The following is a 24,727-nucleotide window of genomic DNA, read 5'->3' as shown; positions in this document are numbered from 1 at the left end:
TGCGGATTTCCGTGGGGCGGCCCGGTGAACCATGTTGATGCCAATGGTCGCATTCCGGATTCAAGCAGCCCACTGCTCAGACCGCGATCATTGTGTCACCGCCTCTGTTCCTGAAACACGCGTCGAGATGCGATCGCGAGGAACCTGCGACGAATGGCAGCGTGGTTGATGCCGGTTTGCCAGGCAGTAGAAGCAGCCGCAACGCGACGGATTCGGCCGGTGCTCACGTCGCGGTTCGCGCAGCGTCGCCGGGCAAATCCGTCAGCGACCGCGCGTCACGCCGACCTTGGCCTTGCCACCCTTCGGGACGGGATGACGATGGCCAAGGAGTTCGACCAGCCGTGTCTCGCTTTCGGAAAACGAGTAGCCGCGCCGCTGGGAGATCATGAACGTGAGGGCGCGCATGTGCCACGCGCGCCGTTGGAGTTCGACAAGTAATCCGTTCGCGAGGTCTTCCTCGACCAGATGGCGCGGCATGTGCCCCCAGCACAAGCCTCCCCTGAGCAGATCGTGCTTCGCGCCGAGATCATTCACCCACCACTGGCGTTCACCGGCGACCCCCTGTTGGGTCTTTTCCGCATCGGGCTGATTGTCCGTGACGACGAGCTGGATGTGCCGGCCAAATTCCTCCCGCGGAATCGGCCCCTTGATTGCCGCGAGCGGATGCGATGGCGCACAGACGGTCACCATTTGCGCGTCACATAAATGGTGCCGCTCGATGGAGTCTTGGCTCAGCTCCGGCACATCGGTGATCGTTACCGCCAATGCGCACGTGCCGTCGAGCACCAGGCGCTCGCCGCCCTGCATGGTCGTCATGCGCAGATTGATCGCGACCGTCGGAAAGTCCGCTTGCAGGGTGCGCAGGCATTCGATCAGGTGCGCACGCGGAAAATAGGTATCCACGGCGACCGAGACCTGCGGAACACCGGCTTCAGCAATCGCCACCGCGCGCATCTTCATTTCCTCGGTGCGCGCAATCACCCCCCGCGCATCCGGCAGGAGGCTGCGGCCTGCTGCCGTGAGCGTCGCTTTGCGCGTGTTTCGCTCGAACAGCATCACGTCAAAGGCATTCTCGAGCGCGTTGATCGCGTGACTGATCGCCGACTGCGCCCGCCTCAGTTCTCTTGCCGCCCCGGAAAAGCTTCCCTGGTCACACACGGCGACGAAGGCCCGAAGTTGATTGATGGTGACGTTGTCCAGCATATCTATCTAGAAAGTAGATGGTATTTATAGATATTCAGTCAATTGGCTTCATGAATCAAGAGCCCCAGAATCAAGTTTCTCGCTTTTGTTTCGAAGGGTGCATGACATGAACAGACTGAATGGAAAGACCGCCGTGATCACCGGTGGCGCTACCGGCATCGGCCGCGCCGCGGCACGACGCTTCATTGAAGAGGGCGCCTTCGTCTTCATCTTCGGCCGCCGGCAGGAAGCGCTCGACGCTGCGGTGGCCGACCTTGGGCCCAATGCCCGCGCGGTGAAGGGATCGGTCTGCGATCCGACCGATCTCGACCGGCTCTACGCGGCGGTCAAGGCGGAGCGCGGAACCCTCGACATCGTCTTCGCCAACGCCGGGGCGGGAAGCCCGCTGCCTCTCGGCCAGATCACCGCCGAGCACATTGACGACACCTTCGACACCAATGTGAAGGGGACGATCTTTACGGTCCAGAAGGCGCTGCCGCTGATGGGCGCAGGTGGTTCGATCATCCTGACCGGGTCGAGCGCCGGCACCACGGGAGCCCCAGGATTCACGGCCTACAGCGCGAGCAAGGCAGCAGTGCGCAACCTCGCGCGGACTTGGGCGGAGGACCTGAAGGGCACCGGCATCCGGGTAAACGTACTGTCGCCCGGGGCGACGGCGACCGAACTGGCCAAGGAAGCGCTGGGCGAAGAGGGGCAGAAGGCCTACGGGGCGATGACCCCGCTCCAGCGTATGGCCGATCCGGCCGAGATCGGCGCGGTGGCGGCCTTTCTTGCGTCGTCGGACAGCAGCTTCATGACCGCCAGCGAGGTCGCCGTTGACGGTGGCCTGGCACAACTCTGAGGAGAAGGATCAAATGACTCAATCCCTGAAGGGCAAAACAGCACTCGTGACCGGGGCATCGCGGGGCATTGGCCGCGCCATCGCCGAACGCCTTGCAAAGGACGGTGCGACCGTCGCGCTCACCTACAACGCCAGCAAATCCGGCGCGGACGAAGCAATTGCAGCCATCGAGAAAGCGGGAGGCACCGCGTTCGCGATCCACGCGGATCTCGTTGAGCCGGCGACCGTCCCGGCTTTGTTCGAGAGACTCGACGACGAGTTTACCCAGCGGAACGGCAGCCGAGCGCTCGACATTCTGGTCAACAACGCCGGCAATACCGGCTGGCTTGGCTTCAAGGACGCAACGCCGGAAAGCTGGGACACGCTGATGGCCGTCTACGCCCGCGCGCCGTTCTTCATCATTCAGGCCGCGCTGGATCGTCTCGCCGATGGTGCATGCATCATCAACATTTCTTCCGCTGCCGCCACGAAGCCCGTGACCGCAGCGCCCGTCTATTCAATGGCGAAAGCCGCCATCAATACGCTGACCCATACGCTCGCCATCGAGCTGGGGCCGCGTGGCATCACCGCGAACGCCGTTGCGCCGGGCTTCACGCGAACGGATGCGAACGCCGCCTTTCGGGAGAATCCCGAACTCGTCAAGGCGGCCGAGGCCCAGATCGCGTTGGGCCGCTTTGGCGAGCCTTCGGAAATCGCCGCCGTCGTGGCGTTCCTGGCCTCCGATGATGGCCATTGGGTGACCGGCCAGACGATTGAAGCAAGCGGCGGTTACAAGCTCTGACCGCGCCGAGAAACGAAGGAGAAACATATGCGTTACGCAATCATTGGCTTCGGCAAGATCGGCCACGCACTTGCCAAGGCGTTCGCCCGCAACGGCATCGAAGTGGCCGTTGCAACCACGCGCGACCCGGAACGCTTTGCGGCCGATGCGGCCGCGATCGGCCCCACGATCATTCCCAAAACCCTGGCGGAAGCCGTCAAGGCGGACATCATCTTTCTGGCTGTCCGTTTCGAGTCGCACCCGGAGGTCGCAAAAGCGCTGCCCGACTGGAAGGGGAAGACCGTGATCGACGCGATGAACACGCAGGCCCCGCTCGAGGAACTGGGCGGTCTTCCGTCCTCTGCTTTCGTCGCGAACGCGTTCAGCGGAGCCAGGCTGGTGAAAGGCTTCAATCATCTGGTTGCCGCCGTCCTCGGCCAGGACCCGGCCATACATGGGGGCAGGAGGGTCGTGTTCCTGGCGAGCGACGATGACGGCGCCGCAGCGGAGATTGGCGCGCTTGCGGAAAAACTCGGTTTCGCGCCGATCAAACTGGGTGGGCTTTCGGACGGTGGGCTGCTTGTGCACGCGCTCGGAAATAACTGGGGACAACTGATCTTCAAGGACTTGATCACGTTCGACTGAGGACCAACCGTTTTCCGGATATTTCCGCCGGAAATGACACTGAACGCTGGCGCGGCGCGCGCTGATGAAGCACCTGTCCTAGCACAAGAGTTCGACAATCACGACATCCGTGTCGTCTTTCGCTCTCAACGTAACGCACGTTTCATCGCGAATGGTGAGGCCGTCGCGTCGCGCCAGCGTGATGTGCCCCACGTCCACTCGCCCATGTTCCACAACCAGATAGGCAGAACCGGACAGCGGCAAAGCGTGCCGCATCGCCGTGCCTTCGCGCAGCGTCGCGATACGCATCCGTGCGTCGGCGTGAATGGGCAATGCGCCGGCGCGGACATCCTCCGGATCGCCGCTCGCCAGCGTAACGAATCGGCTCTCGCGACATCCGAGCGAACAGACGCGCGTCGCGCAGCGCGACGTACTGGCCGGTGTGCGCGGACGTAGCCGTATCTGGAATTGCCGCGCGGGTACATTTTCCTCGTTGCGCTCTGCGCAATGGAGCGCCGCGCCGGCACTCATCACATGGACGGAATTGGCGACCAGGCGCGCGCGATTGCCCGCGTCGTCTTCGTGCGTGATTGCGCCCGAACGTACCCACGTGACGATCTCGACGTCGCGGTGAGCACGCAGGCCGAAGCCCGAGTGCGGCGCGAACTCGACGTCGTTCCACACGAGGAGGGGACCGAGCGGCGCTTCTCCGTGCCCGGATTCGCTCACGCTGAAATGCTGGCGGACGTCGACACCGCCGCGCCGGATCGCGGCAAGCGCAAGAAAAGCGCGTCGTTCAATCATGACGGGACTCGGTACGCGTATGCCGGGCGCGGCGTGCGATCGTCGAAGACGCGTCCACCGCACCCGAGCCACGCTCAGATCTGTTGCTGGCCGCCATCGACAAACAATTCGATGCCGTTCACGAAGCTCGCGTCGTCCGAGGCCAGGAACAGTGCCGCGCTCGCGATCTCGCCCGGCTCGCCAAGGCGCCCCATCGGGATCTGGGCAGCCAGGTAATCGGCAAGCCCCTGGCGCTGAGTCGCATCGTCACCGGCGAGATCGAGCAGGCCGGGCGTGCGAGTCGCGCCCGGGCTGATCGTGTTCACGCGGACATGGCGCTCCTTGAGGTCGAGAATCCAGCTGCGTGCAAAGGCACGCACTGCCGCCTTCGAAGCCGAATACACGCTGAACGCAGCGGTACCCGAGCTGCCCGCGGTCGAGCCGGTCAAAATCACCGAGGCGCCATCGGCGAGCAGCGGCAGTGCCTTCTGCACCGTGAACAGCACGCCCTTCACGTTGCGGTCGAAGGTTTCGTCGTAGTGCGCCTCGGTAATGCTGCCAAGCGGCAGCATCGAACCGCCGCCGGCGTTCACGAACAGCACGTCCAGGCGCCCGTGCTCTTTCTTGATTTGCTCATACAGCGCGTCAAGCTCATCGAGCCGGGTGGAATCCGAACGGACGCCGGTCGCCTTTCCGCCGGCTTCGACAATGCCCGTCACGGCGGCATCGAGTTCGACCTGGCGCCGGCCCGTGAGATAAACGTGCGCACCTTCGGCCGCGAAACGTTGGGCGGTGGCAAGACCGATGCCGCTGGTTGCGCCGGTGACGAGTGCGATCTTGTTGTCGAGTTTGCGTGCCATGGTATTGCTCCTTTCGTTAGGTCAGGGGTGTTCGCGACGCTGTTGCGTGCTGCGATGTGAGGAGAATATCGACGGCTCGATCATTTCGAAATAGAATTAATCGCAATCAAACGTTGCAGATATGCAAAGATGAGGAGAAATGGCGCAACTGCCTGATTTCGAGGGGCTCGCGATGTTCGCGAAGGTGGCCGAGCACGGGTCGTTTGCGGCTGCCGCGCGCGCGACCGGGGTGTCCGTCGCCACCGTCTCGCGCGGTGTGGCCCGTCTGGAGGACCGGCTAGGCGCGCGACTTTTCAATCGCACGTCGCGCCAGCTCTCTCTCACCGAGTTCGGTCGGACGATCAGCGAGCAAGCCGGCGAGATCTATCGCCAAGCCGAGGAGGCGGAAAGCTCGGCGCGCGAGATGTCGGTGCAGCCCCGTGGGCTGGTGCGTCTGGCTGTGCCGATGTCGTTCGGGCTGCGCTGGGTCGCGCCGTTGCTGCCGGGCTTCTTTCGCGCCTATCCGGAGGTGTCGATCGACCTGCATTTATCGGATGCGTCGGTCGATCTGATCGCCGATGGATTTGACGCCGCGTTGCGTATCGCCGCGCTGCCGGATTCGTCGCTGGTTGCGCGGCGGCTGTGCGCCGTCACGCAATTCGTGGTGGCGTCGCCGGAATATTTGCGGCGCGAAGGGCGACCCACGCATCCGCGCGAGCTGGCGGATCGTCCTTGCCTTTCGTACGCATATCGCGCGCGCAGCGCCGTATGGCGCTTCACGAACGACGTGGGCGACGAGGAGCCGGTCATGCCGACGGGCCCGCTGCGGGTAACGAACGCCGATGCGCTGTTGCCCACGCTGCTCGATGGCCTTGCGATCGCCGAGCTGCCCGAGTTCATCGCGGGCGAATATCTGGCCGACGGCCGTCTGGAGGCGATCCTCACCGACTGGTCGCTGACGAAGGGCGGTCTTTATTTCGTTACGCCATCGGCGCGGGCGCGCGCCGCGAAGGTGACGGCGCTGTCCGACTACTTCGCCGAACATCTGAGCGATCCAGTCTGGCGATGGCCGAAGTGACCTTGTGGCAGGTGGTCTGGTCAAGGGCTTCATTGCGTTCATGCAACGATAACGAAGCGGACACAATCGATCGCGCGGCCGACAGTCAACAGCCGACTTCCGGTTCGCCGATCAGGTCGACCAGGGAGGTGGCTGCCCGTCCGCGCGAGTTCGTGTTTCTCCGGACGGTCGGTACCGAACGGAGCCGGAATCGGCCGGTTCGAGCACTCCGACCCCGCTAGCGCGCGCCGCGGCGGCACGCCAATTGGCCGCTATTTCTCCGAAAACCGACACCCGCCAAGCCGCTCCGGGCCGGCCGCTTCCGGCATCGCCCCGCGCATCCCGTGGCCGGTTTTGTCACCATGTGGGCCGGATATGACAATGGGAAACCGCCGATGCGGCAGTACGATGGGTCACGACGTCGCCTGGCGCTGGCCGGTTTTGCCGCAGCCGCCCGGGCCGCGCGCCTCATTCAACGCCTGATTGGAACATCGACCATGAGCTATAACGCCCCTGTCAAGGACATGCTGTTCGTGCTGAAGGAACTCGCGGGCATCGACACCGTTGCGCAGTTGCCGGGCTTCGAGGAAGCCGGCTACGACACGGCGCAGGCCGTGCTCGAAGAATCCGCGAAATTCTGCGGCGAGGTGCTGGCGCCGTTGAACGTCGAGGGCGACCGCAACCCGAGCAGCTGGAAGGACGGCGTCGTGACGGCGACGCCCGGCTTCGGCGCGGCGTTCCGCCAGTTCGTCGAAGGCGGCTGGCAGGGCCTGCAGCATCCGACCGAATACGACGGCCAGGGGCTGCCGAAGCTGATCGCGACGCCGTGCATCGAGATGCTGAACGCATCGAACCTGTCGTTCGCGCTGTGTCCGCTGCTCACCGACGGCGCGATCGAGGCGCTGCTGACGGCCGGCACCGACGAACAGAAGCAGCGCTACGTGCCGAAGCTGATCTCGGGCGAATGGACGGGCACGATGAACCTGACCGAACCGCAGGCCGGTTCGGACCTGGCGCTGGTACGCTCGCGCGCGGAGCCGCAGGGCGACGGCACGTACAAGGTGTTCGGCACGAAGATCTTCATCACGTGGGGCGAGCACGACATGGCGGACAACATCGTCCACCTGGTGCTCGCGCGCACGCCGAACGCGCCGGAAGGCGTGAAGGGCATCTCGCTGTTCATCGTGCCGAAGTTCATGGTCAACGACGACGGTTCGCTGGGCGCACGCAACGACGTGCACTGCGTGTCGATCGAGCACAAGCTCGGGATCAAGGCGAGCCCGACGGCGGTGCTGCAATACGGCGACCACGGCGGCGCGATCGGCTACCTGGTCGGCGAGGAGAACCGCGGCCTCGAATACATGTTCATCATGATGAACGCCGCGCGCTTCGGCGTCGGGATGCAGGGGATCGGCGTGGCCGACCGCGCATACCAGAAGGCCGCGGAATTCGCGAAGGAGCGCGTGCAGAGCCGCCCGGTCGACGGCTCGGCGAAGCAGTCGGTGACGATCATCCATCATCCGGACGTGCGCCGGATGCTCGGCACGATGCGCGCGCTGACCGAAGGCGCTCGCGCGCTCGCGTATGTGGCTGCCGCGCACAGCGACATTGCCCACCGCCATTCGGACGAGGCGACGCGGGCGCGTCATCAGGCAATCTACGAATATCTGGTGCCGGTCGTGAAGGGCTGGAGCACCGAGATGGTGAACGACGTGGCGAGCCTGGGCGTGCAGGTGCACGGCGGGATGGGCTTCATCGAGGAAACCGGCGCGGCGCAGTACTACCGCGATGCGCGGATCCTGGCGATCTACGAAGGCACGACCGCGATCCAGGCGAACGACCTCGTCGGCCGCAAGACGCTGCGCGACGGCGGCGCGGTCGCGAAGGCGCTGATCGCGGAGATCGGCGACACTGTCGCGGCGCTCGGCAAGCTCGACGGCGCGGCGGCCGCGTCGATGAAGGCGCAGCTGGAGAAGGGCGCGCGCGCGCTGTCGTCGGTGGTGGACTACGTGGTCGCGAACGCGAAGCAGGACCCGAACGCGGTGTTCGCCGGCAGCGTGCCGTACCTGAAGCTGGCGGGCGTGGTGCTGTGCGGATGGCAGATGGCGCGCGCGCTGCTGGCGGCGCACGCGAACCGCGCGCATGACACGGCGTTCTACGATGCGAAGATCGCGATCGCACAATGCTATGCGGAACACGTCCTCGTGCAGGCCGGCGCGCTCGAAGCGTCGATCGTCGGCGCGAAGGGCAACGAGAGCGTGCTCGCGTTGACGGAAGACCAGTTCTGACCGTAACGGTCGGGGCGCAGGAGGAGACAGGATTTTGACCACACAGGACTTGCTCGCGCAGTACGGCCCGCGCGAATCGATGGAATACGACGTCGTGATCGTCGGCGGCGGCCCCGCCGGGCTGTCGGCGGCGATCCGGCTCAAGCAGCTGGCCGCCGAGAAAGGCACCGAGATCGGCGTGTGCGTGCTCGAGAAGGGTTCCGAGATCGGCGCGCACATCCTGTCGGGCGCGGTGATGGATCCGCGCGCGATCAACGAACTGTTCCCCGACTGGAAGGAACGCGGCGCACCGCTCGACGTCGAGGTGACGGAAGACCGCTTCCTGTTCCTGTCCGAGAACAGCGCGGTCACGACGCCCAACTGGGCGCTGCCCGCCAACTTCCAGAACCACGGCAACTACGTGATCTCGCTGGGCAACGTCACGCGCTGGCTTGGGGCACAGGCGGAAGCCCTGGGCGTCGAGATCTTCCCGGGCTTCCCGGCTGCCGAGATTCTGTACAACGACGACGGCTCGGTGAAGGGCGTCGCCACCGGCAACATGGGCGTGGGCAAGGACGGCGAGCCGACCGAGAACTTCCAGCTCGGCATGGAGCTGCACGCGAAGTACACGCTGTTCGCCGAAGGCTGCCGCGGCCACCTCGGCCGCCAGCTGATCTCGAAGTTCAAGCTCGACGCGAACGCCGATCCGCAGGCCTACGGGATCGGCATCAAGGAGCTGTGGGAAATCGATCCCGCGAAGCACAAGCCGGGCCTCGTGATCCACACGGCCGGCTGGCCGCTGAAGTCGGATACCTACGGCGGCTCGTTCCTGTATCACATGGACAACAACCAGGTGGTGGTCGGCTTCGTGGTGGGCCTCGGCTATACGAACCCGTACCTGTCGCCGTTCGAGGAATTCCAGCGCTACAAGACGCATCCGTCGATCCGCGCATTCCTGGAGGGCGGCAAGCGCGTGTCGTACGGCGCGCGCGCGATCACCGCGGGCGGCCTGCTGTCGCTGCCGAAGACGGTGTTCCCGGGCGGTGCGCTGATCGGCGACGACGCGGGCTTCCTGAACGCGTCGCGGATCAAGGGCAGCCACGCGGCGATCAAGACCGGCATGCTGGCGGCGGACGCCGCGTTCGACGCGGTGCAGGCTGGCCGTCAGTCGGACGAGCTCAACGCGTACCCGGATGCGTTCAAGCAATCGTGGCTGTACACGGAGCTGTACCGCGCGCGCAACTTCAAGCAATGGATGGCCAAGGGGCTGTACCTGGGCACGCTGATGGTCGGGCTCGAGCAGAAGGTGATGGGCGGCAACGTACCGTGGACGCTGCACCACAAGCATGCGGACCACGAGATGCTGAAGCCCGCGTCGCAATGCACGCCGATCGAGTATCCGAAGCCGGACGGCAAGCTGACGTTCGACCGGCTGTCGTCGGTGTTCATCTCGAACACGAACCACGAGGAGAACCAGCCGGCGCATCTGACGCTGAAGGATGCGAGCGTGCCGGTGAACGTGAACCTGCGCACGTACGCGGGGCCGGAGGCCCGCTTCTGCCCGGCGGCGGTGTATGAGTTCGTGAAGAACGACGACGGCAGCGATCGGCTCGTGATCAACGCGCAGAACTGCGTGCACTGCAAGACCTGCGACATCAAGGACCCGACGCAGAACATCGTGTGGGTCACGCCGGAAGGCGGTGGCGGGCCGAATTACCCGAACATGTAACGCAACGCATCCCCGCGCCCGCGGGCGCGAACGAACCGGAGTGAGACGATGAGCAATGCAGCGAAGGAAGTCGTGGTGGTGAGCGGTGTCCGTACCGCGATCGGCGATTTCGGCGGAAGCCTGAAGGATTTCTCGCCGACCGATCTCGGTGCCAAGGTCGTGAGCGAAGTGCTGTCGCGCGCGAACGTGCCGGGCGACGCGGTCGGGCATGTCGTGTTCGGCCACGTCGTGAACACCGAGCCGAAGGACATGTATCTCGCGCGTGTCGCGGCGATCAACGGCGGCGTCGCGCAGCACACGCCGGCGCTGACCGTGAACCGTCTGTGCGGCTCGGGCCTGCAGGCGATCGTGTCGGCCGCGCAGACGATCATGCTCGGCGATGCCGACGTCGCGATCGGCGGCGGCTCGGAGAACATGAGCCGCGCACCGTACACCGTGCCGGCTGCGCGCTTCGGCCAGCGCATGGGCGACGCCAAGCTCGTCGACATGATGCTCGGCGCGCTGCACGACCCGTTCCAGACGATCCACATGGGCGTGACGGCCGAGAACGTCGCACGCAAGTACGGCATTTCGCGTGATGCGCAGGATGCGCTCGCGCTCGAATCGCATCGTCGCGCGGCGCGCGCGATCGCCGAAGGCCGCTTCAAGGATCAGATCCTGCCGATCTCGATCCGCACGAAGAAGGGTGAGGTCGCGTTCGACACCGACGAGCACGTGCGTCACGATGCGGGCCCGGACGATTTCTCGAAGCTGAAGCCGGTGTTCGTGAAGGAGGACGGCACGGTGACGGCCGGCAACGCGTCGGGGATCAACGATGCGGCCGCCGCGGTGCTGATGATGAGCGCGGATGCCGCGCGTGCGCAGGGCGTGAAGCCGCTCGCGCGTCTGGTCGCGTATGCGCATGCGGGCGTCGATCCGGCGTACATGGGCATCGGCCCCGTGCCGGCCACGCAGAAGGCGCTCGAGCGCGCGGGCCTGAAGATCAGCGATCTCGACGTGATCGAGGCGAACGAGGCGTTCGCGGCCCAGGCGTGCGCGGTCACGCAGGAGCTCGGTCTCGATCCGGCCAAGGTCAACCCGAACGGTTCGGGCATTTCGCTCGGTCACCCGATCGGCGCGACGGGCGCATTGATCACGGTCAAGGCGCTGTACGAGCTGAAGCGCATCGGCGGGCGTTATGCGCTCGTGACGATGTGTATCGGCGGCGGCCAGGGCATTGCGGCGATCTTCGAGAACATCTGATAATCGAACGCTCAGCACCCGAACATACAGGAATCGTCATGGCCATCGAAACCGTCGGCGTCGTGGGCGCCGGAACCATGGGCAACGGCATTGCGCAAACCGCCGCCGTTGCAGGACTCAACGTCGTGATGATCGACGTCAGCGATGCGGCGCTCGACAAGGGCGTCGCCGCGCTGAAGGGCAGCCTCGAGCGGCTCGTGTCGAAGGAGAAGCTCACCGCCGGCGCACGCGACGCGGCGCTCGCGCGCATCACGACGTCGACCGATTACGCGAAGCTCGCCGCGGTCGACATCGTGATCGAAGCCGCGACCGAAAACGTCGAGCTGAAGAGCCGCATCCTGAAGCAGATCGAGTCGGTCGCGCGGCCCGATGCGATCATCGCGACCAACACGTCGTCGATCTCGATCACCGCGCTCGCGGCGCTGCTTGCCGAGCCGTCGCGCTTCGTCGGCATGCACTTCTTCAATCCGGTGCCGCTGATGCCGCTCGTCGAGATCATCCGCGGGCTGCAGACGAGCGACGCGACCGCGTCGGCGGTGCGCGCGCTCACCGAGCGTTTCGACAAGTCGCCGATCGGCGTGCGCAACGCGCCGGGCTTCGTCGTGAACCGGATCCTCGTGCCGATGATCAACGAAGCGTTCTTCGTGCTGGCCGAAGGCATCGCGTCGGCCGAGGAGATCGACGCGGGGATGAAGCTCGGTGCGAACCATCCGATCGGGCCGCTCGCGCTGGCCGATCTCGTCGGGCTCGACGTGTGCCTCGCGGTGATGGACGTGTTCCTGAAGGACTTCGGCGACACGAAGTATCGTGCGTGCCCGCTGCTGCGCGAGATGGTGTCGGCCGGGCGGCTGGGGCGCAAGACGGGGCGTGGGGTGTACGACTACAGCTGACGTACTGCAACGCAGGTCAGGGCATCAACGCGGATGACGAGCCGCGCCGGAGATCGTGTCCGGTGTCGGCTGGTTATCCGCGTTTTCTATTTGGAGCGCGGGGAACGCGTATGCGCGATGTTGAAGGAAAGGCACGCGCGGACGCGGCGACTCGTGTGAGTTATCCCGTTCGTCTCCCGTTCACGTCGATTTGAATGATCGATGAAGCGGGACGATTGACGCCTTATCGTGGTTTGCCGGGCATGCCCTCTCTGCTATTTTTTCGCCCGCGGAGGCCAATTGCATGCCGTGACAATTCTTGACCGTCTCACGGTTTCGTCCGTGCAATGATCTGCTGCAAATACCCGATAGAGATTTCAGTCCGGCCGTGCTTCTGACGGCGGTCTCTGCGTTGCGCCGCGATGCCATCGGCGATCACGCGGCGGCAGAGCGTTGTGGGCTTCAACATCGAATGAAGAACCGGTGAGTATTCAAATGAAAAAGAAAATTCAGGGGCGCTGTTCAGTTGCGATCATTGTGTCGAGCTTGATGCTCGGTGCATGTGCATCGAAACCTTTCGAACTCGACACGCAACAAATGTCGTCGATCAAGACCATTGCGGTCGATGTGTCGAGGCCAACCACGTATTTTGCTGTGTCGGCCGGGGGGCCGGTGATCGTTCCGCTTCCTGGGGTAGGTCTGTTGGCGGCCGCCATCGGCGGCGCGATCAGCGGGGCGACGGCGATGTCGGCTCGTACCAACAAGGATTTCAATAGTCTCGTCAAGAGCGAGCTTGGCGATACCGGGCTGAACCGCAAGTACATCGACGCGCTGGAAGGCGAACTCCGGGCGCAAGGCTACCAGGTGACGGAAATCGATCTCACCCAGCCCGGCATGCCCAAGCTTGCAGGGGACTGGCTGCATCCGACACTGAAGGGCGACGCCTATACGGGAGCCGATGCCATTCTCATTGCGCCGGCCAATACGGGTTATGGCGCCAACGGACTGGGTTGGCCGTACGTTCGATCGGTCAATACCCAGATCCGGATTTTTTCGGCGAAGACGCTTGAACCTGTTTTTTCACAAAATATCTTCTATCCGATCCCCACTCATCTCAGCCCGACTTCGGGTGGTGGCGGCGTGAACAAAAATGCAGGCATCAGCTCCGCTCACGACGCAAAGGCGGATGGCCCTTATGTCTATCCGTTCTATACCGATCTGGTAAAGGATTTGCCCAACGCGATCAAGGGCATCGACGAGGCGCTCATGAGCTTCGTGCCCCAGTTCCGCAACGCGTTGCTGACCGGTCGGGGTGTATCTCAATCGGCGAGTGCCGGCCAGAAGTAAGAAAACGCCGGAGTGGCTCGTGCAAAGCCGATGAAATCGAGCGGGTCATGCGCGCTTCTTTCAATGCTGCCAATGAAGCGCGCACGATCGTCAACCGGTTCACGAGCAAAACGAAGCCGTCGCTGATCCGGGGCAATATCGTCAGCGTTCGCTTGAACATCGCAAGAATCTGCCGCGCCGCCTTTGGCGGTAACGTGATCACATGCGGCGAGGCCGCGGCGATCCGGATCATCATCAGCGCCGCGAATGCACTGCGCTGCGCACGCGTCGTGTCGGGCGCCAATTCTCCCGACGCATCCGCGGGCAGGCCGGCCAGGAACGCCCCGTCCGCCCGGTCGGGCGCCTGCCGCGCGCAATCAGCCTGCGTCGCGCGCCGCTTTTATCGGTAGTTTCCCCTACGCACCCCCCGTCGGGATTTTCCCCTAGCGCACCCTCCCGCGCACCGCGTACATCACCGTGCCGCAGTCACCGCGAAACCCCGCGCAGCCGCGCCGGCATTGCTCGCCCGTGTCGTTCGCACCATTCCGCTCCATTCCCGCTTTTCCGCACGTTTTCGATGCATTACCAAAGGTATGGAAAAGCGCACAGAAAATGTATCGGGACCGATCTAATTGGATTGATACGCTGCATTCACTGAATCAGCGCCGTCAACCAACGCAGGAGCGCATCGAGCCCACGCGGCAAGCGGGCAATCGAAGGCGACTCGCCTGAAGTTCGCGGTTTCCATTACCAGCTAGTCGGGATGACAGAATGGCCCCAAATCTGACGTTTGCGCCGGGCGACGTACTTCCCCCCGGAGCAATCCATACCGACGGTGCGCCGTCGATCGCCCGGTCGAGCATCGCGACCGGAACCGACATCCTGACCGTCAAGCACCTGTCGAAGATCTTCGGTCCGAAGCCCGAGCGGGCGATCGAGCTGCTCGAGCGCGGTGTCGGACGCAACGAGATCTTCGCGGAAACCGGCAACATGGTGGCGGTCAACGACGTGAGCCTGAGCGTCAGGGCCGGCGAGATCTTCGTGATCATGGGGCTGTCGGGCTCGGGTAAATCGACGCTGGTTCGACTGCTCAACCGGCTGATCGAGCCGACGTCCGGGCAGGTCGTGCTCGAAGGCCGCGACATCGCACCGATGTCGACGCCGGAACTGCGCGACGTGCGGCGCCAGAAGATGGCGATGGTGTTCCAGTCGTTCGCACTGCTGCCGAACCGGACCGTGATCGACAACATCGCATACGGGCTCGAGGTCGCGGGGATCAAGAAGGCGCAGCGCTACGAGGTGGCGCGTGCCGCGCTGGAGCGCGTCGGCCTCGGGTCGTACGAGAAGCTGCTGCCGAGCGAGTTGTCCGGCGGCATGCAGCAGCGCGTGGGGCTGGCTCGCGCGCTGGCGGTGAATCCGTCGGTCCTGCTGATGGACGAGGCGTTCTCGGCGCTCGATCCGCTGATCCGCTTCGAAATGCAGAACGAGCTGTTGCGCCTGCAGAAGGAAGAGCAGCGCACGATCGTGTTCATCTCCCACGATATCGAGGAGGCGGTGAAGATCGGCGGGCGCATCGGCATCATGAAGGACGGCTGCCTGATCCAGGTCGGCACGCCGGCCGAACTGATCCAGACGCCGGCGGATGCGTACGTGCAGGACTTCTTCCGCAATGTCGACGTGTCGCGCTTCCTGAAGGCATCCAGCCTGATGACGACGATCGAGCGCGGGCTGCTCCGGTGCGATGCGGGGACGCCGTCCGAGCGCTACCTGAACCAGTTGATCGACAGCGGCGCGGAATGCGGCTACGTGTGCGACGAGGCCGGCCATTACCTGGGCTGCGTCACGCCCGCCACGCTGCACCGCTCCGGTGCGCGACCGATCCGCGAAGCCTTCCTGCACGACTTCAACGCGGTTTCGATCGATACGGATCTTCACCGGCTCGCGTCGATCGCGCTGACCCAGGAACACGACGTGCCGGTGACGGACGCGGCGGGACAACTGGCGGGCGTCGTGTCCTGCCGGACGATACTCAAGCAGATGATGCAACGGAGGGCAGCATGAATTCGTCGGTGATCGGGAAGTTTGCGGAAAATGTCGTCAACTTTCTGTTTCTGCATTTCCGCGTTGGCTTCGACACGTTCTCGGCGGGGCTCGGCGCGGTCGTGAAGCTGCTCGAAGACGGCCTGGCCGCGGTGCCGTTCATCGCGATGGTCGTGATCCTGGTCGGACTCGCGCTCTGGCGTCGCGGCATCGCGTTCTCGATTTTCGTCGGCCTCGCGCTGCTCGTCATTCACTACATGGGCCTGTGGGCGCAGACGGTCTCGACCCTCGCGCTCGTGACCGCGGCGACGTTCTTCAGCCTGGTGATCGGCGTGCCGCTCGGGATCTGGGGGGCGCGCAACAACCGGATCGGCATGATCCTGCGCTCGCTGCTCGACTTCATGCAGACGATGCCCGCATTCGTGTACCTGATCCCGGCCGTGATCCTGTTCGGGCTCGGACGCGTGCCGGCGGTGATCGCGACGATCGTATTCGCGATGCCGCCCGTCGTGCGGCTGACGACACTCGGCATCCGGCAGGTCCGCGAGGAACTGATCGAAGCCGGCCGCTCGTTCGGCAGCACCGACTGGCAGCTGCTGTGGAAGATCCAGCTGCCGAACGCGCTGCCGTCGATCATGGCCGGCGTGAACCAGACGATCATGATGGCGCTGTCGATGGTGGTGGTCGCGTCGATGATCGGCGCGGGCGGCCTCGGCGAGTATGTGCTGAGCGGGATCCAGCGCCTCGACATCGGGATCGGCTTCGAAGGCGGGCTGGGCGTCGTGCTGCTCGCGATCGTGCTGGACCGGCTGACGGAGAGCTTCGGCGTGAAGGCGAAGAAAAAGAAGGCGCGACCGGCCGCGCGTGCAGGCAAGACCGGCCCGCAGGGCGCGGCTCGCACCTGAGCGAAACAGCAGTCGAAGGCAGTTGACGGACGATGAAGCGCCGCGGCCACGGTGCCGCGGCAGAACCGGTGTAGCAGTGCGTGGAGACCAGAAACGCCGATCGAGGCGTTCCTCATCCTTGAAAGACTCGCGTGATTAACAAGGAGTACTAGATGAATACCCATACGTTCAAATCGCTTCTGGCGAAACTTGCGGTGTCGACGGTGGTGGCCTGCAGCGCCGGTGTGGGCGTGGCGGCGGCCGAGCCGGTCAAGATCGCCGTGACCAACTGGGCCGACGTGCTCGCGGTGGCCAACGTCGCGAAGTACGTGCTGGAGACGAACCTCAAGCAGCCGGTGCAGTTCGTCCAGGCCGACATCGGCATCCAGTACCAGGGCGTCGCCCGCGGCGATCTCGACATCATGGTTGGCGGCTGGCTGCCGGTCACGCACGCGACGTACTACGCGAAGTACAAGAACGACCTGGATGACGTCGGCATCATCTACACCGGCGGCAGGAACGGCTGGGCGGTACCGACCTACATTCCGGAATCGCAGCTGTCGTCGATCGCCGACCTGAGCAAGCCCGATGTCAAGAGCAAGCTGAACGGCACGATCCAGGGCATCGAGCCGGGCGGCGGGCTGATGCAGGCGTCCGAGAAAACCATCAAGGCCTACAACCTGGACGGCTACAACCTGCAGGCGTCGAGCGAGGCCGGCATGCTGGCGAGCGTGTCGCGGGCGTACCAGTCGAAGCAGTGGATCGTCGCGACGGTCTGGAGCCCGCACTGGCTGTTCCAGAAGTGGCAGATGCGTTACCTGAAGGATCCGAAGGGCACGCTGGGCGGCGAAGAGCAGATCCACGCGTTCGCATCGAAGAAGTTCGCAGGCAAGTTCCCGCGCGCCGACGTGTTCTTCAAGCACCTGAAGCTGACGCTGGCCGACGTCGAGGCGATCGAGTTCGAAGGGAACAGCACGAATGACTACGCGACGGCCGCGAAGAAGTTCGTCGAGGCCCATCCGGAGAAGCTGAAGGCCTGGCTGCAACAGTAAAGCCGCGCCACCGGCGACGCACATCGACCGATGCCGACGGCCGGGGCCGCAACGCGGGCACCGGCCTTGCGGTGTGCGGTACACGCAGTTCATGCAGTCCATGCAGCACATCACGAATCGCGCCGCGGAGTCACCAAGTGAACGAGAACGCCCGCTTTTTTTCCGAAACGCTCCAGAGCCGGGATCCGGTGATCGCATCGGAGATCGCACTGGAGCTGCGTCGCCAGCAGAGCCAGATCGAACTGATCGCGTCCGAAAACATCGCGTCGGCGGCGGTGCTGGAAGCCCAGGGCACCGTGCTGACGAACACGTATGCGGAAGGCTATCCGTCCCGACGGTACTACGGCGGCTGCGACCATGTCGACCGGATCGAGTCGCTCGCGATCGACCGCGCGTGCGCACTGTTCGACGCCGCGCACGCGAACGTCCAGCCGCACTCGGGCGCGCAGGCCAACGGCGCGGTGATGCTCGCGCTCGTCAAACCCGGCGACACGGTGATGGGCATGTCGCTCGACGCGGGCGGCCATCTCACGCACGGCGCGCGACCCGCGCTGTCGGGGAAGTGGTTCAACGCGGTGCAATACGGCGTGAGCCCGGACACGCTGCGCATCGATTACGACGACGTGCGCCGGCTCGCCGAGCGGCATCGCCCGAAGCTGATCATCGCCGGTTACTCCGCGTATCCGCGCGCGCTCGACTTCGCCGCGTTCCGCGCGATCGCGGACAGCGTCGATGCGAAGCTGATGGTCGACATCGCGCATTTCGCCGGCATCGTCGCGGCCGGCCGGCATCAGAACCCGGTGCCGTTCGCCGACGTCGTGACGTCCACCACGCACAAGACGCTGCGCGGCCCGCGCGGCGGCTTCATCCTGACGAACCATGCCGAGGTCGCGAAGCAGATCGATTCGGCAGTATTTCCGGGGCTGCAGGGCGGCCCACTGATGCATGTCGTCGCCGGCAAGGCCGTGGCGTTCGCCGAGGCGCTGCGCCCGGAGTTCGCCCGCCATATCGACTGGGTGCTGCGCAACGCGCAGACGCTCGCCAGCGTGCTGACGGCCGGTGGCCTCTCGCTCGTCACGGGCGGCACCGACAACCACCTGCTGCTGGTCGACCTGCGTTCGCAGCGCATGACCGGCGCGCAAGCCGAGAAGGCGCTGGAGCGCGCCGGTATCACCTGCAACAAGAACGGGATTCCGTTCGATACGCAAAACCCGATGGTCACGTCCGGCATCCGGCTCGGCACGCCGGCCGGCACCACGCGCGGCTTCGGTTCCGCGCAGTTCGAGCAGATCGGCGAAATGATCGTCGAAGTGCTGGCGGCGCTCAAGCGCGATCCGAGCGGCGACCAGGCGGTCGAGCGGTCGGTGCGGACCCGCGTGCGCGATCTGTGCAGCCAGTTCCCCATTTACGCGCAAGCGGAGGCGTTCGCCTGACACCGCATCGGTCCGGCCGCGCAACATCGTTCGGATCACGTAGCGAATCGGTCGGCGTGGCTGCACGAATGCCGCGACGCGCCGACGACGTTTTTGTCGAATTGCCGGTTTCCCGCTCGACGGCGGGAACCTGGCGCATCCACCTGAGTGAGGAATCGAAATGAGCTTTGAGGGCGTACACACACCGCTGGTCACCCCGTTCGACGCGGACGGCGAAATCGATCATCAATTGCTGGGCCGTCATGCGGCCGATCTCGCGGGCCGGGTGTCGGGCCTCGGTATCGGCGGGACGACCGGCGAATACTACGCATTGAGCTTCGACGAGCGTGTGCGCACGTTCGACACGGTCGCCGCCGCGGCCGGCGGCAAGACGTTCCTGACCGCGGGCATCAACGCGACGACGACGAAGGAAGTGCTGCGGCTTGGGCGCGAGGCGAAACGCGCGGGACTGAACGCGTTGCTGGTGGCCGCGCCGTACTACGCGCAGCCGACCCAGCAGGAATTGCTCGCGCACCTGCTCGCGGTCGACGACGCGCTCGACATGCCGATCATGCTGTACAACTTCCCGGCACGCACCGGCACCGAAATCGGCGACGACATTCTCGCGACGCTGCTCGAGCGCAAGAACTTCGTCGCGATGAAGGAAAGCACCGGCGATATCGCGCATCTGCATCATCTGTCGACGCATTTCAGCGACCGGCTCGTGCTGAGCTGCGGGATGGACGATCAGGCGCTCGAGTTCTTCGCATGGGGCGCGCGCAGCTGGGTCGGCGGCGCGTCGAACTTCCTGCCGGAAGCGCACACCGACCTGTTCGACGCCTGCGTGAAGCGCGGCGATTTCGCGACCGGCCGCAAGCTGATGGCGCAACTGCTGCCGGTGCTCGAACTGCTCGAACGCAGCGGCAAGTTCATTCAGTACGTGCGTTACGGTTGCGAGCTGGCCGGCCTGCCGGTCGGTGTGGCCCGCGCACCGCTCGGCGCGCTGTCGGGCGATGAGCGTGACGCGTTCGCGAAGCTCGTGAAGCCGCTGCTGCGCGACGGCCGGTAATCCATCATGGGCTCGAATCTGGAATTCGCGCGGTTTCCGGCGCCCGACGGGGTGAACGGATGGTGGGAGAGCCTGCCGCCCGCGCAGGACGCCCGCACCGTCACGTCCGACTGCCGGTTCGACTGGGTGGTGGTCGGCGGGGGCATCACCGGGCTTTGCGCGGCGCGCCGGCTCGCGGAGCTGGCGCCCGGTGCGTCCGTCGCGCTCGTGGAGGCCGATCGGATCGGCCGCACGACGGCCGGGCGCAATTCCGGATTCTTCGTCGACCTGCCGCACGACATCAGCAGCGAAAGCTACTCGCGCAGCATCGAGGAGGATCGCGCCGATGTGCGGTTTCAGCGGCACGGGATCGACTATGTGCGCGAGATCGTGCGGCGCTTCGGCATCGATTGCGACTGGCGCGACGACGGTAAATTCCATGCGTCGGTCAACCCGAAGGGCGCGGCCGCGCTCGCGCATTTCGCCGATGGGCTGTCGCGCATCGGCGAAGCGTTCGAATGGCTCGACCAGGCCGGGATCCGGGCCGTGACCGGCACGAACTTCTACACGGGCGCGCTGTTCACGCCGGGTTGCAGCACGGCGCAGCCGGCCGCGCTGATGCGCGGCCTGGCGGCGACGCAACCGGACAACGTGACGGTGTTCGAGCTCAGCGCGGTGACGCGCATCGAGCATCGCGGCGACACGCGCGTGCTGCATTTCGCCGGCGGCAAGATCGTCGCGAAGCAGGTGATTCTGTGCACGAACGCGTACGCGGCGACCTTCGGCATGCATTCGAACGGCTTGCTGCCGGTCTATACGTTCGCATCGCTCACGCGCGCGATGACCCCGGACGAAGTGGCGAAACTCGGCGGCACGCGTTCGTGGTCGCTGATTCCGGCCGACCCGATGGGCACGACGGTGCGGCGCCTGGGCACCGATCGCATTTGCGTGCGCAACCATTTCGCGTTCCGGCCGGACGTGAAGGTGTCGCAGGCCGATCTCGCGAAGTCGCGGCATCTGCATCAGCGCTCGTTCGAGCGCCGCTTTCCGATGCTCGGCGGCGTCGAGCTGGAATATACGTGGGGCGGGCCGCTGTGCCTGTCCGCCAACAACGGCGCGCTGTTCGGCAAGCGCGACGACGGCCTCTACGAGGCGATCGGCTGCAACGGCCTCGGCCTGAGCCGCGGGTCGTCCTCCGGCAAGCTGATCGCCGAGTACGCGCTCGGCGAATCGAACAGTCTCGTGCAGCAGTTGCTGAAGCAGCCGCATCCGCGTCCGCTGCCGGTTCGACCGATCGTCGACCTGGCCGTGTCGGCGACGATCTGGGCCAAGGAGTTCTCGGCCGGTGCCGAGCTTTGATTATTGAGGAAACGACATGACGAACCATCAGGGCTGGAAACAGAAGGCGAGCGCGTTGTCGCTCGACGGTCGCGCGTTCATCGCGGGGCAACGCAGCGCGGCGGCGTCGGGCGAGACGTTTGCCACGCTCAATCCCGCATCGGGCAAGGTGCTCGCCGAGGTGGCGCGATGCAACGAGCGGGATGTCGACCGGGCGGTCGCGGCCGCGCGCGACGCGTTCGAATCGGGTGTCTGGTCGAAGGCCGCGCCCGCGCACCGCAAGGCGGTACTGCTGCGCGTCGCGCAACTGATCGACGAGCATGCGGAGGAACTCGCGCTGCTGGAGGCGCTGGAAGCCGGCAAGCCGATCGGCGAATGCCTGGGGCTCGATATTCCCGAGTCGGCCGCGTGCATTCGCTGGCACGCGGAAGTGACCGACAAGCGCTACGACGCGTTGTCGCCGTCCGGCGCGGGCGTCGTGAGCATGATCACGCGCGAGCCGATCGGCGTCGTCGGCGCCGTGCTGCCGTGGAATTTTCCGGCGCTGATGCTCGCATGGAAAATTGGCCCCGCGCTGTCGGTCGGCAACAGCGTGGTCGTGAAGCCGGCCGAACAGACGTCGCTGTCGACGCTGCGGATCGCCGATCTCGCGCTGGAGGCCGGCGTGCCGCCGGGCGTGTTCAGCGTCGTCACCGGGTTCGGCAGCGAAGCCGGCGAGGCGATCGGCCGCCATCCGGACGTCGATCTCGTCGCGTTCACCGGCTCGACCGCGACCGGCAAGCGGTTCCTGCACTACTCGGCCGACACCAACCTCAAGCGCGTCGTGCTCGAGTGCGGCGGCAAGAATCCGCAGGTCATCCTGCCGGACGTCGCGAACCTCGATGCGGTGGCGGAACAGGCCGTCGCGGCCGCGTTCTGGAACATGGGCGAGAACTGCAGCGCCGGCTCGCGGATCCTCGTTGCGTCGAGCCGAAAGGCGGAACTGCTGGAGAAGGTCCAGGCCGTGCTCGCCGGGTGGAAGACCGGCGATCCGCTCGATCCGGATGTGAAGCTCGGCGCGCTGATCGAGCAGAAGCACTACGAGAAGGTGCTCGGCCATATCGAGAAGGCGAAGGCGGAAGGCGCACGCGTGGTATGCGGCGGACGCGCGATCCTCGCCGAGACGGGCGGCTGGTTCGTCGAACCGACGATCTTCGATCAGGTGACGCCGGAGATGAGCATCGCGCGCGACGAGGTGTTCGGGCCGGTCGTCTGCTTCATCGAATACGACGACGTCGACGATGCGGTGCGGACTGCGAACGATACGTGCTACGGGCTGGCCGCGTCGCTGTGGACCGACAACGTGAACAGCGCGCACAAGGTCGCCGCGCGGATTCGCGCGGGCACGGTCACGGTGAACTGCTTCGGCGAGGGCGACCTGTCGACGCCGTTCGGCGGCTTCAAGCAGTCGGGGTTCGGCGGGCGCGACAAGTCCGTCTACGCGCACGATCAATATTGCGAGCTGAAGACCACCTGGCTGAAGCTCGACTGAGCGCGCGCGCCGCGCCAGCGTGGCACGCCGGACCCGCGCGGCCCGGCCGGCGCAACGCGCGCCAACTGCGTGCGCCAACCAACGGCGGTGCGTCCGGCGCCTGCCATGACGGGCCGGCCTGGCATGTGGTGCGCCGCGCAAATGCGCGGTGCGGGGGGGCGGCGCGGCCGACGGGGTATGCCGGTCCGCCGTTCGCCTTGCACTGCCCCTCATCGCTTCCGATAATGGCGATGCGGTGCACAATCGATCGACAATAGCGTCATCGTGACGCCGCTTCGGCGGTGTTATCGTTGCCAGCCGCCCGGCTGACTCGCAAGCTGCACTATTCTGATAATTGAAAGGTTTGCGATGACACGGCCCGCAGGCAACGCGGGCTGCGGACGACGGGTTCGTCGGCGCCGCGTCCGACCTCCGTTTTGAGAGTGAAAGCCATGTTGAAGAAGCAATTGTTTGCAGACCGACTCCTCGCGCAGATGCCGTCGCTTCGGGCGCTGCGGTGTTTCGTGACGGCGGCGCGCTACGAGAGCTTCACGCAGGCGGCCGAGGTGCTGTGCGTGACGCAGGCCGCGGTCAGCCGGCAGATCAAGGAACTCGAGGATTCGCTCGACGTCGCGCTGTTCGAGCGGACCGGCCGGCATATCGCGCTGACGGATGCCGGGCGGATTCTCTACAACGCGTCGTACCTGTCGATCATGAACATCGCCGAGGCGGCGGAGGCGGTGCGCCGCACCGACAAGCACGCGCTGATGATCTGCGTGTCGCACACGTTCTCGGCGCTCTGGCTGTCGTCGCGGTTGCCGGCATTTCGCGAGCAGTTTCCGGATATCCGGCTGCACCTGATCGTCACCGAGCACTTCATGGAACTCGACGGGCTCATCGAGCCCGACGTGATCATCACGAAGAACCCGCCGCGCGAGCCCGAGTTCGAAGTCGAGCCGCTGTTTCACGACATCGTGTATCCGGTGTGCAGCCCCGCCTTTCACGAACGTCACTTTCATGGCCGGTCGCTGAAGCCGCTGGACCTGCTGTCGCGTCCGACCCTGAACCTGTCGATGCTCGGCCGCGCGCAGGTGTGCGAGCACGTCGACTGGCGCGTGTGGCGCAACTGGTTCCAGCAGAGCGACGGCACCGACACGCTGATCGAGAACAAGTATCTGGAAAGCAACGACTACCGGCTGCTCGTCGCGCAGGCCGAGGCCGGCGAGGGCACGCTGCTGGGCTGGCATCACCTCGTGCACCGGCAGATCGACCAGGGCATCCTGATGCGGCCGGTACAGGACGTGCTGGTGTTTCGCGATCGCCATCACTATCTGATCACGCACCGGAATGCGCAGCCGCGCCCCGAATATCAGCAGTTCCGGCAGTGGCTGAACGACGAGGTCGGCGTGATGATGCGCGGCTGGCTCGATGCCGGCGTCGAGATCGAGCAATAACCGGCTGGCCCGTCGGGTATTCGATGTGGCGTGCTTTTTGCATCAACGAGCGACGTTCTCGATCGATGTCGATGAGTTGACCGGCCGTTCCGAGTGAAATGAACCGGCTGGACGACCGGCCCGCGAGCCGGTCCCTTATTTCCTGCTGGTCGGCTGGATGCTATTCGCCGTCGCGATGTCGATAGCGGCTGTCGCGCGATATGGCGAACATGTTGGCTGGCGAGAGCCGGGACGATGCCACCGCGAATGACCGATGCGAGGATCTGCATGCCGCCCAGTGAGGCGAGCGCATGGCGGACGGCACATCGGCGAGTTCAATTCAACCATTCACTATCCATGGCTGCCGTGATGCTTACCCCCATCCAGTCCATCCTGATCGCGAACCGTTCGGAAATCTCGATCCGCGTGATGCGTGCCGCCGCCGAGCTGAACATCCGCACGGTCGCGAT

22 protein-coding genes are annotated in these 24,727 nt (G+C 65.2%); 19 read left to right on the top strand and 3 right to left on the bottom strand.

The genetic code is table 11. The features are described 5' to 3' along the window. Window positions 1–261: 261 nt before the first annotated feature. The gene (locus ACVK00_RS33555) at window positions 262–1,203 is read right to left on the bottom strand and encodes a LysR family transcriptional regulator (protein ID WP_284901273.1); all 942 of its coding nucleotides are present in this window, start codon (window positions 1,201–1,203) and stop codon (window positions 262–264) included. Window positions 1,204–1,309: 106 nt separating this feature from the next. On the opposite strand from ACVK00_RS33555, the gene ACVK00_RS33550 reads away from it, so the two are divergent. The 3 genes from ACVK00_RS33550 to ACVK00_RS33540 are packed head-to-tail and all read left to right on the top strand — an operon-like array spanning window position 1,310 to window position 3,449. Further along, window positions 1,310–2,044 (top strand): SDR family NAD(P)-dependent oxidoreductase, encoded by a 735-nt coding sequence (locus ACVK00_RS33550; RefSeq protein WP_284901271.1) that lies wholly within the window; start codon window positions 1,310–1,312, stop codon window positions 2,042–2,044. 13 nt (window positions 2,045–2,057) lie between these two features. Then, a complete protein-coding gene (locus tag ACVK00_RS33545) occupies window positions 2,058–2,825 on the top strand; it encodes an SDR family NAD(P)-dependent oxidoreductase (RefSeq protein WP_228910533.1) in 768 nt (255 codons plus the stop codon). A 27-nt stretch (window positions 2,826–2,852) separates the two neighbouring features. After that, the gene (locus ACVK00_RS33540; protein WP_284901268.1) at window positions 2,853–3,449 is read left to right on the top strand and encodes an NADPH-dependent F420 reductase; all 597 of its coding nucleotides are present in this window, start codon (window positions 2,853–2,855) and stop codon (window positions 3,447–3,449) included. Between the two features lie 78 nt (window positions 3,450–3,527). On the opposite strand, the gene ACVK00_RS33535 is transcribed toward ACVK00_RS33540, so the two are convergent. Both ACVK00_RS33535 and ACVK00_RS33530 read right to left on the bottom strand, forming a co-directional pair. Further along, window positions 3,528–4,232 carry a pirin family protein gene (locus tag ACVK00_RS33535; RefSeq protein WP_284901266.1) on the bottom strand — a complete coding sequence of 235 codons (705 nt, stop codon included), beginning with the start codon at window positions 4,230–4,232 and terminating at the stop codon, window positions 3,528–3,530. 74 nt (window positions 4,233–4,306) lie between these two features. Beyond that, a complete protein-coding gene (locus tag ACVK00_RS33530; protein WP_284901264.1) occupies window positions 4,307–5,071 on the bottom strand; it encodes an SDR family NAD(P)-dependent oxidoreductase in 765 nt (254 codons plus the stop codon). Between the two features lie 139 nt (window positions 5,072–5,210). Between ACVK00_RS33530 and ACVK00_RS33525 the strand changes: the two genes are divergently transcribed. The 16 genes from ACVK00_RS33525 to ACVK00_RS33450 all read left to right on the top strand — a co-directional run. Then, a complete protein-coding gene (locus ACVK00_RS33525; RefSeq protein WP_284901262.1) occupies window positions 5,211–6,128 on the top strand; it encodes a LysR family transcriptional regulator in 918 nt (305 codons plus the stop codon). Window positions 6,129–6,604: 476 nt separating this feature from the next. After that, the gene (locus tag ACVK00_RS33520) at window positions 6,605–8,395 is read left to right on the top strand and encodes an acyl-CoA dehydrogenase (protein WP_228910537.1); all 1,791 of its coding nucleotides are present in this window, start codon (window positions 6,605–6,607) and stop codon (window positions 8,393–8,395) included. Between the two features lie 79 nt (window positions 8,396–8,474). Beyond that, window positions 8,475–10,103: a 4Fe-4S dicluster domain-containing protein gene (locus ACVK00_RS33515; RefSeq protein ID WP_435521306.1), complete on the top strand. Its 1,629-nt coding sequence runs from the start codon at window positions 8,475–8,477 to the stop codon at window positions 10,101–10,103. A 48-nt stretch (window positions 10,104–10,151) separates the two neighbouring features. Next, the gene (bktB, locus tag ACVK00_RS33510; RefSeq protein ID WP_006754548.1) at window positions 10,152–11,345 is read left to right on the top strand and encodes a beta-ketothiolase BktB; all 1,194 of its coding nucleotides are present in this window, start codon (window positions 10,152–10,154) and stop codon (window positions 11,343–11,345) included. Window positions 11,346–11,383: 38 nt separating this feature from the next. Continuing rightward, window positions 11,384–12,235, top strand: a complete 852-nt coding sequence (locus ACVK00_RS33505; RefSeq protein WP_228910540.1) for a 3-hydroxybutyryl-CoA dehydrogenase — start codon at window positions 11,384–11,386, stop codon at window positions 12,233–12,235. Window positions 12,236–12,709: 474 nt separating this feature from the next. Further along, on the top strand, window positions 12,710–13,561 hold the full coding sequence (locus ACVK00_RS33500; protein ID WP_284901257.1) for a hypothetical protein: 852 nt from the start codon (window positions 12,710–12,712) through the stop codon (window positions 13,559–13,561). Window positions 13,562–13,608: 47 nt separating this feature from the next. Further along, window positions 13,609–13,950 carry a hypothetical protein gene (locus tag ACVK00_RS33495; RefSeq protein ID WP_435521300.1) on the top strand — a complete coding sequence of 114 codons (342 nt, stop codon included), beginning with the start codon at window positions 13,609–13,611 and terminating at the stop codon, window positions 13,948–13,950. Between the two features lie 361 nt (window positions 13,951–14,311). Then, window positions 14,312–15,601 carry a quaternary amine ABC transporter ATP-binding protein gene (locus tag ACVK00_RS33490; protein ID WP_228910542.1) on the top strand — a complete coding sequence of 430 codons (1,290 nt, stop codon included), beginning with the start codon at window positions 14,312–14,314 and terminating at the stop codon, window positions 15,599–15,601. Then, window positions 15,598–16,485, top strand: a complete 888-nt coding sequence (locus ACVK00_RS33485) for an ABC transporter permease (RefSeq protein ID WP_228910543.1) — start codon at window positions 15,598–15,600, stop codon at window positions 16,483–16,485. The genes ACVK00_RS33490 and ACVK00_RS33485 overlap by 4 nt, the downstream gene beginning before the upstream one ends. 152 nt (window positions 16,486–16,637) lie before the next feature. Further along, window positions 16,638–17,516 carry a glycine betaine ABC transporter substrate-binding protein gene (locus tag ACVK00_RS33480; RefSeq protein ID WP_354123390.1) on the top strand — a complete coding sequence of 293 codons (879 nt, stop codon included), beginning with the start codon at window positions 16,638–16,640 and terminating at the stop codon, window positions 17,514–17,516. Window positions 17,517–17,653: 137 nt separating this feature from the next. Continuing rightward, window positions 17,654–18,949: a serine hydroxymethyltransferase gene (glyA, locus tag ACVK00_RS33475; protein WP_354123391.1), complete on the top strand. Its 1,296-nt coding sequence runs from the start codon at window positions 17,654–17,656 to the stop codon at window positions 18,947–18,949. A 160-nt stretch (window positions 18,950–19,109) separates the two neighbouring features. Continuing rightward, the gene (locus tag ACVK00_RS33470; RefSeq protein WP_284901250.1) at window positions 19,110–19,997 is read left to right on the top strand and encodes a dihydrodipicolinate synthase family protein; all 888 of its coding nucleotides are present in this window, start codon (window positions 19,110–19,112) and stop codon (window positions 19,995–19,997) included. A gap of 6 nt (window positions 19,998–20,003) precedes the next feature. Then, entirely contained in the window at window positions 20,004–21,335 is a 1,332-nt protein-coding gene (locus ACVK00_RS33465) for an NAD(P)/FAD-dependent oxidoreductase (protein WP_284901248.1), read from the top strand. 16 nt (window positions 21,336–21,351) lie between these two features. Next, window positions 21,352–22,845, top strand: a complete 1,494-nt coding sequence (locus ACVK00_RS33460; RefSeq protein WP_284901246.1) for an aldehyde dehydrogenase — start codon at window positions 21,352–21,354, stop codon at window positions 22,843–22,845. Between the two features lie 431 nt (window positions 22,846–23,276). Further along, on the top strand, window positions 23,277–24,278 hold the full coding sequence (locus ACVK00_RS33455) for a LysR substrate-binding domain-containing protein (protein WP_228910548.1): 1,002 nt from the start codon (window positions 23,277–23,279) through the stop codon (window positions 24,276–24,278). 267 nt (window positions 24,279–24,545) lie between these two features. Next, window positions 24,546–24,727, top strand: a 182-nt coding sequence (locus ACVK00_RS33450) for a biotin carboxylase N-terminal domain-containing protein (RefSeq protein ID WP_456826987.1), incomplete at its 3' end; no start/stop codon positions are given.

This window comes from Burkholderia sp. PvR073, from assembly GCF_054055695.1.
Note: the sequence above shows the minus strand (reverse complement) of the source record. Positions and strands in the feature narration are given on the sequence as shown.

Excerpts from the sequence above, each read along its gene's own strand:
- ACVK00_RS33525 (WP_284901262.1), top strand. The coding sequence starts at position 5,211 with ATGGCGCAACTGCCTGATTTCGAGGGGCTCGCGATGTTCGCGAAGGTG.
- ACVK00_RS33500 (WP_284901257.1), top strand. The coding sequence starts at position 12,710 with ATGAAAAAGAAAATTCAGGGGCGCTGTTCAGTTGCGATCATTGTGTCG.
- ACVK00_RS33465 (WP_284901248.1), top strand. The coding sequence starts at position 20,004 with ATGGGCTCGAATCTGGAATTCGCGCGGTTTCCGGCGCCCGACGGGGTG.
- ACVK00_RS33460 (WP_284901246.1), top strand. The coding sequence starts at position 21,352 with ATGACGAACCATCAGGGCTGGAAACAGAAGGCGAGCGCGTTGTCGCTC.
- ACVK00_RS33550 (WP_284901271.1), top strand. The coding sequence starts at position 1,310 with ATGAACAGACTGAATGGAAAGACCGCCGTGATCACCGGTGGCGCTACC.
- ACVK00_RS33515 (WP_435521306.1), top strand. The coding sequence starts at position 8,475 with ATGGAATACGACGTCGTGATCGTCGGCGGCGGCCCCGCCGGGCTGTCG.
- ACVK00_RS33540 (WP_284901268.1), top strand. The coding sequence starts at position 2,853 with ATGCGTTACGCAATCATTGGCTTCGGCAAGATCGGCCACGCACTTGCC.
- ACVK00_RS33545 (WP_228910533.1), top strand. The coding sequence starts at position 2,058 with ATGACTCAATCCCTGAAGGGCAAAACAGCACTCGTGACCGGGGCATCG.
- ACVK00_RS33495 (WP_435521300.1), top strand. The coding sequence starts at position 13,609 with ATGCGCGCTTCTTTCAATGCTGCCAATGAAGCGCGCACGATCGTCAAC.
- ACVK00_RS33470 (WP_284901250.1), top strand. The coding sequence starts at position 19,110 with ATGAGCTTTGAGGGCGTACACACACCGCTGGTCACCCCGTTCGACGCG.
- bktB (WP_006754548.1), top strand. The coding sequence starts at position 10,152 with ATGAGCAATGCAGCGAAGGAAGTCGTGGTGGTGAGCGGTGTCCGTACC.
- ACVK00_RS33530 (WP_284901264.1), bottom strand. The coding sequence starts at position 5,071 with ATGGCACGCAAACTCGACAACAAGATCGCACTCGTCACCGGCGCAACC.
- ACVK00_RS33555 (WP_284901273.1), bottom strand. The coding sequence starts at position 1,203 with ATGCTGGACAACGTCACCATCAATCAACTTCGGGCCTTCGTCGCCGTG.
- ACVK00_RS33485 (WP_228910543.1), top strand. The coding sequence starts at position 15,598 with ATGAATTCGTCGGTGATCGGGAAGTTTGCGGAAAATGTCGTCAACTTT.
- ACVK00_RS33520 (WP_228910537.1), top strand. The coding sequence starts at position 6,605 with ATGAGCTATAACGCCCCTGTCAAGGACATGCTGTTCGTGCTGAAGGAA.
- ACVK00_RS33490 (WP_228910542.1), top strand. The coding sequence starts at position 14,312 with ATGGCCCCAAATCTGACGTTTGCGCCGGGCGACGTACTTCCCCCCGGA.
- ACVK00_RS33480 (WP_354123390.1), top strand. The coding sequence starts at position 16,638 with ATGAATACCCATACGTTCAAATCGCTTCTGGCGAAACTTGCGGTGTCG.
- ACVK00_RS33455 (WP_228910548.1), top strand. The coding sequence starts at position 23,277 with ATGTTGAAGAAGCAATTGTTTGCAGACCGACTCCTCGCGCAGATGCCG.
- ACVK00_RS33505 (WP_228910540.1), top strand. The coding sequence starts at position 11,384 with ATGGCCATCGAAACCGTCGGCGTCGTGGGCGCCGGAACCATGGGCAAC.
- ACVK00_RS33535 (WP_284901266.1), bottom strand. The coding sequence starts at position 4,232 with ATGATTGAACGACGCGCTTTTCTTGCGCTTGCCGCGATCCGGCGCGGC.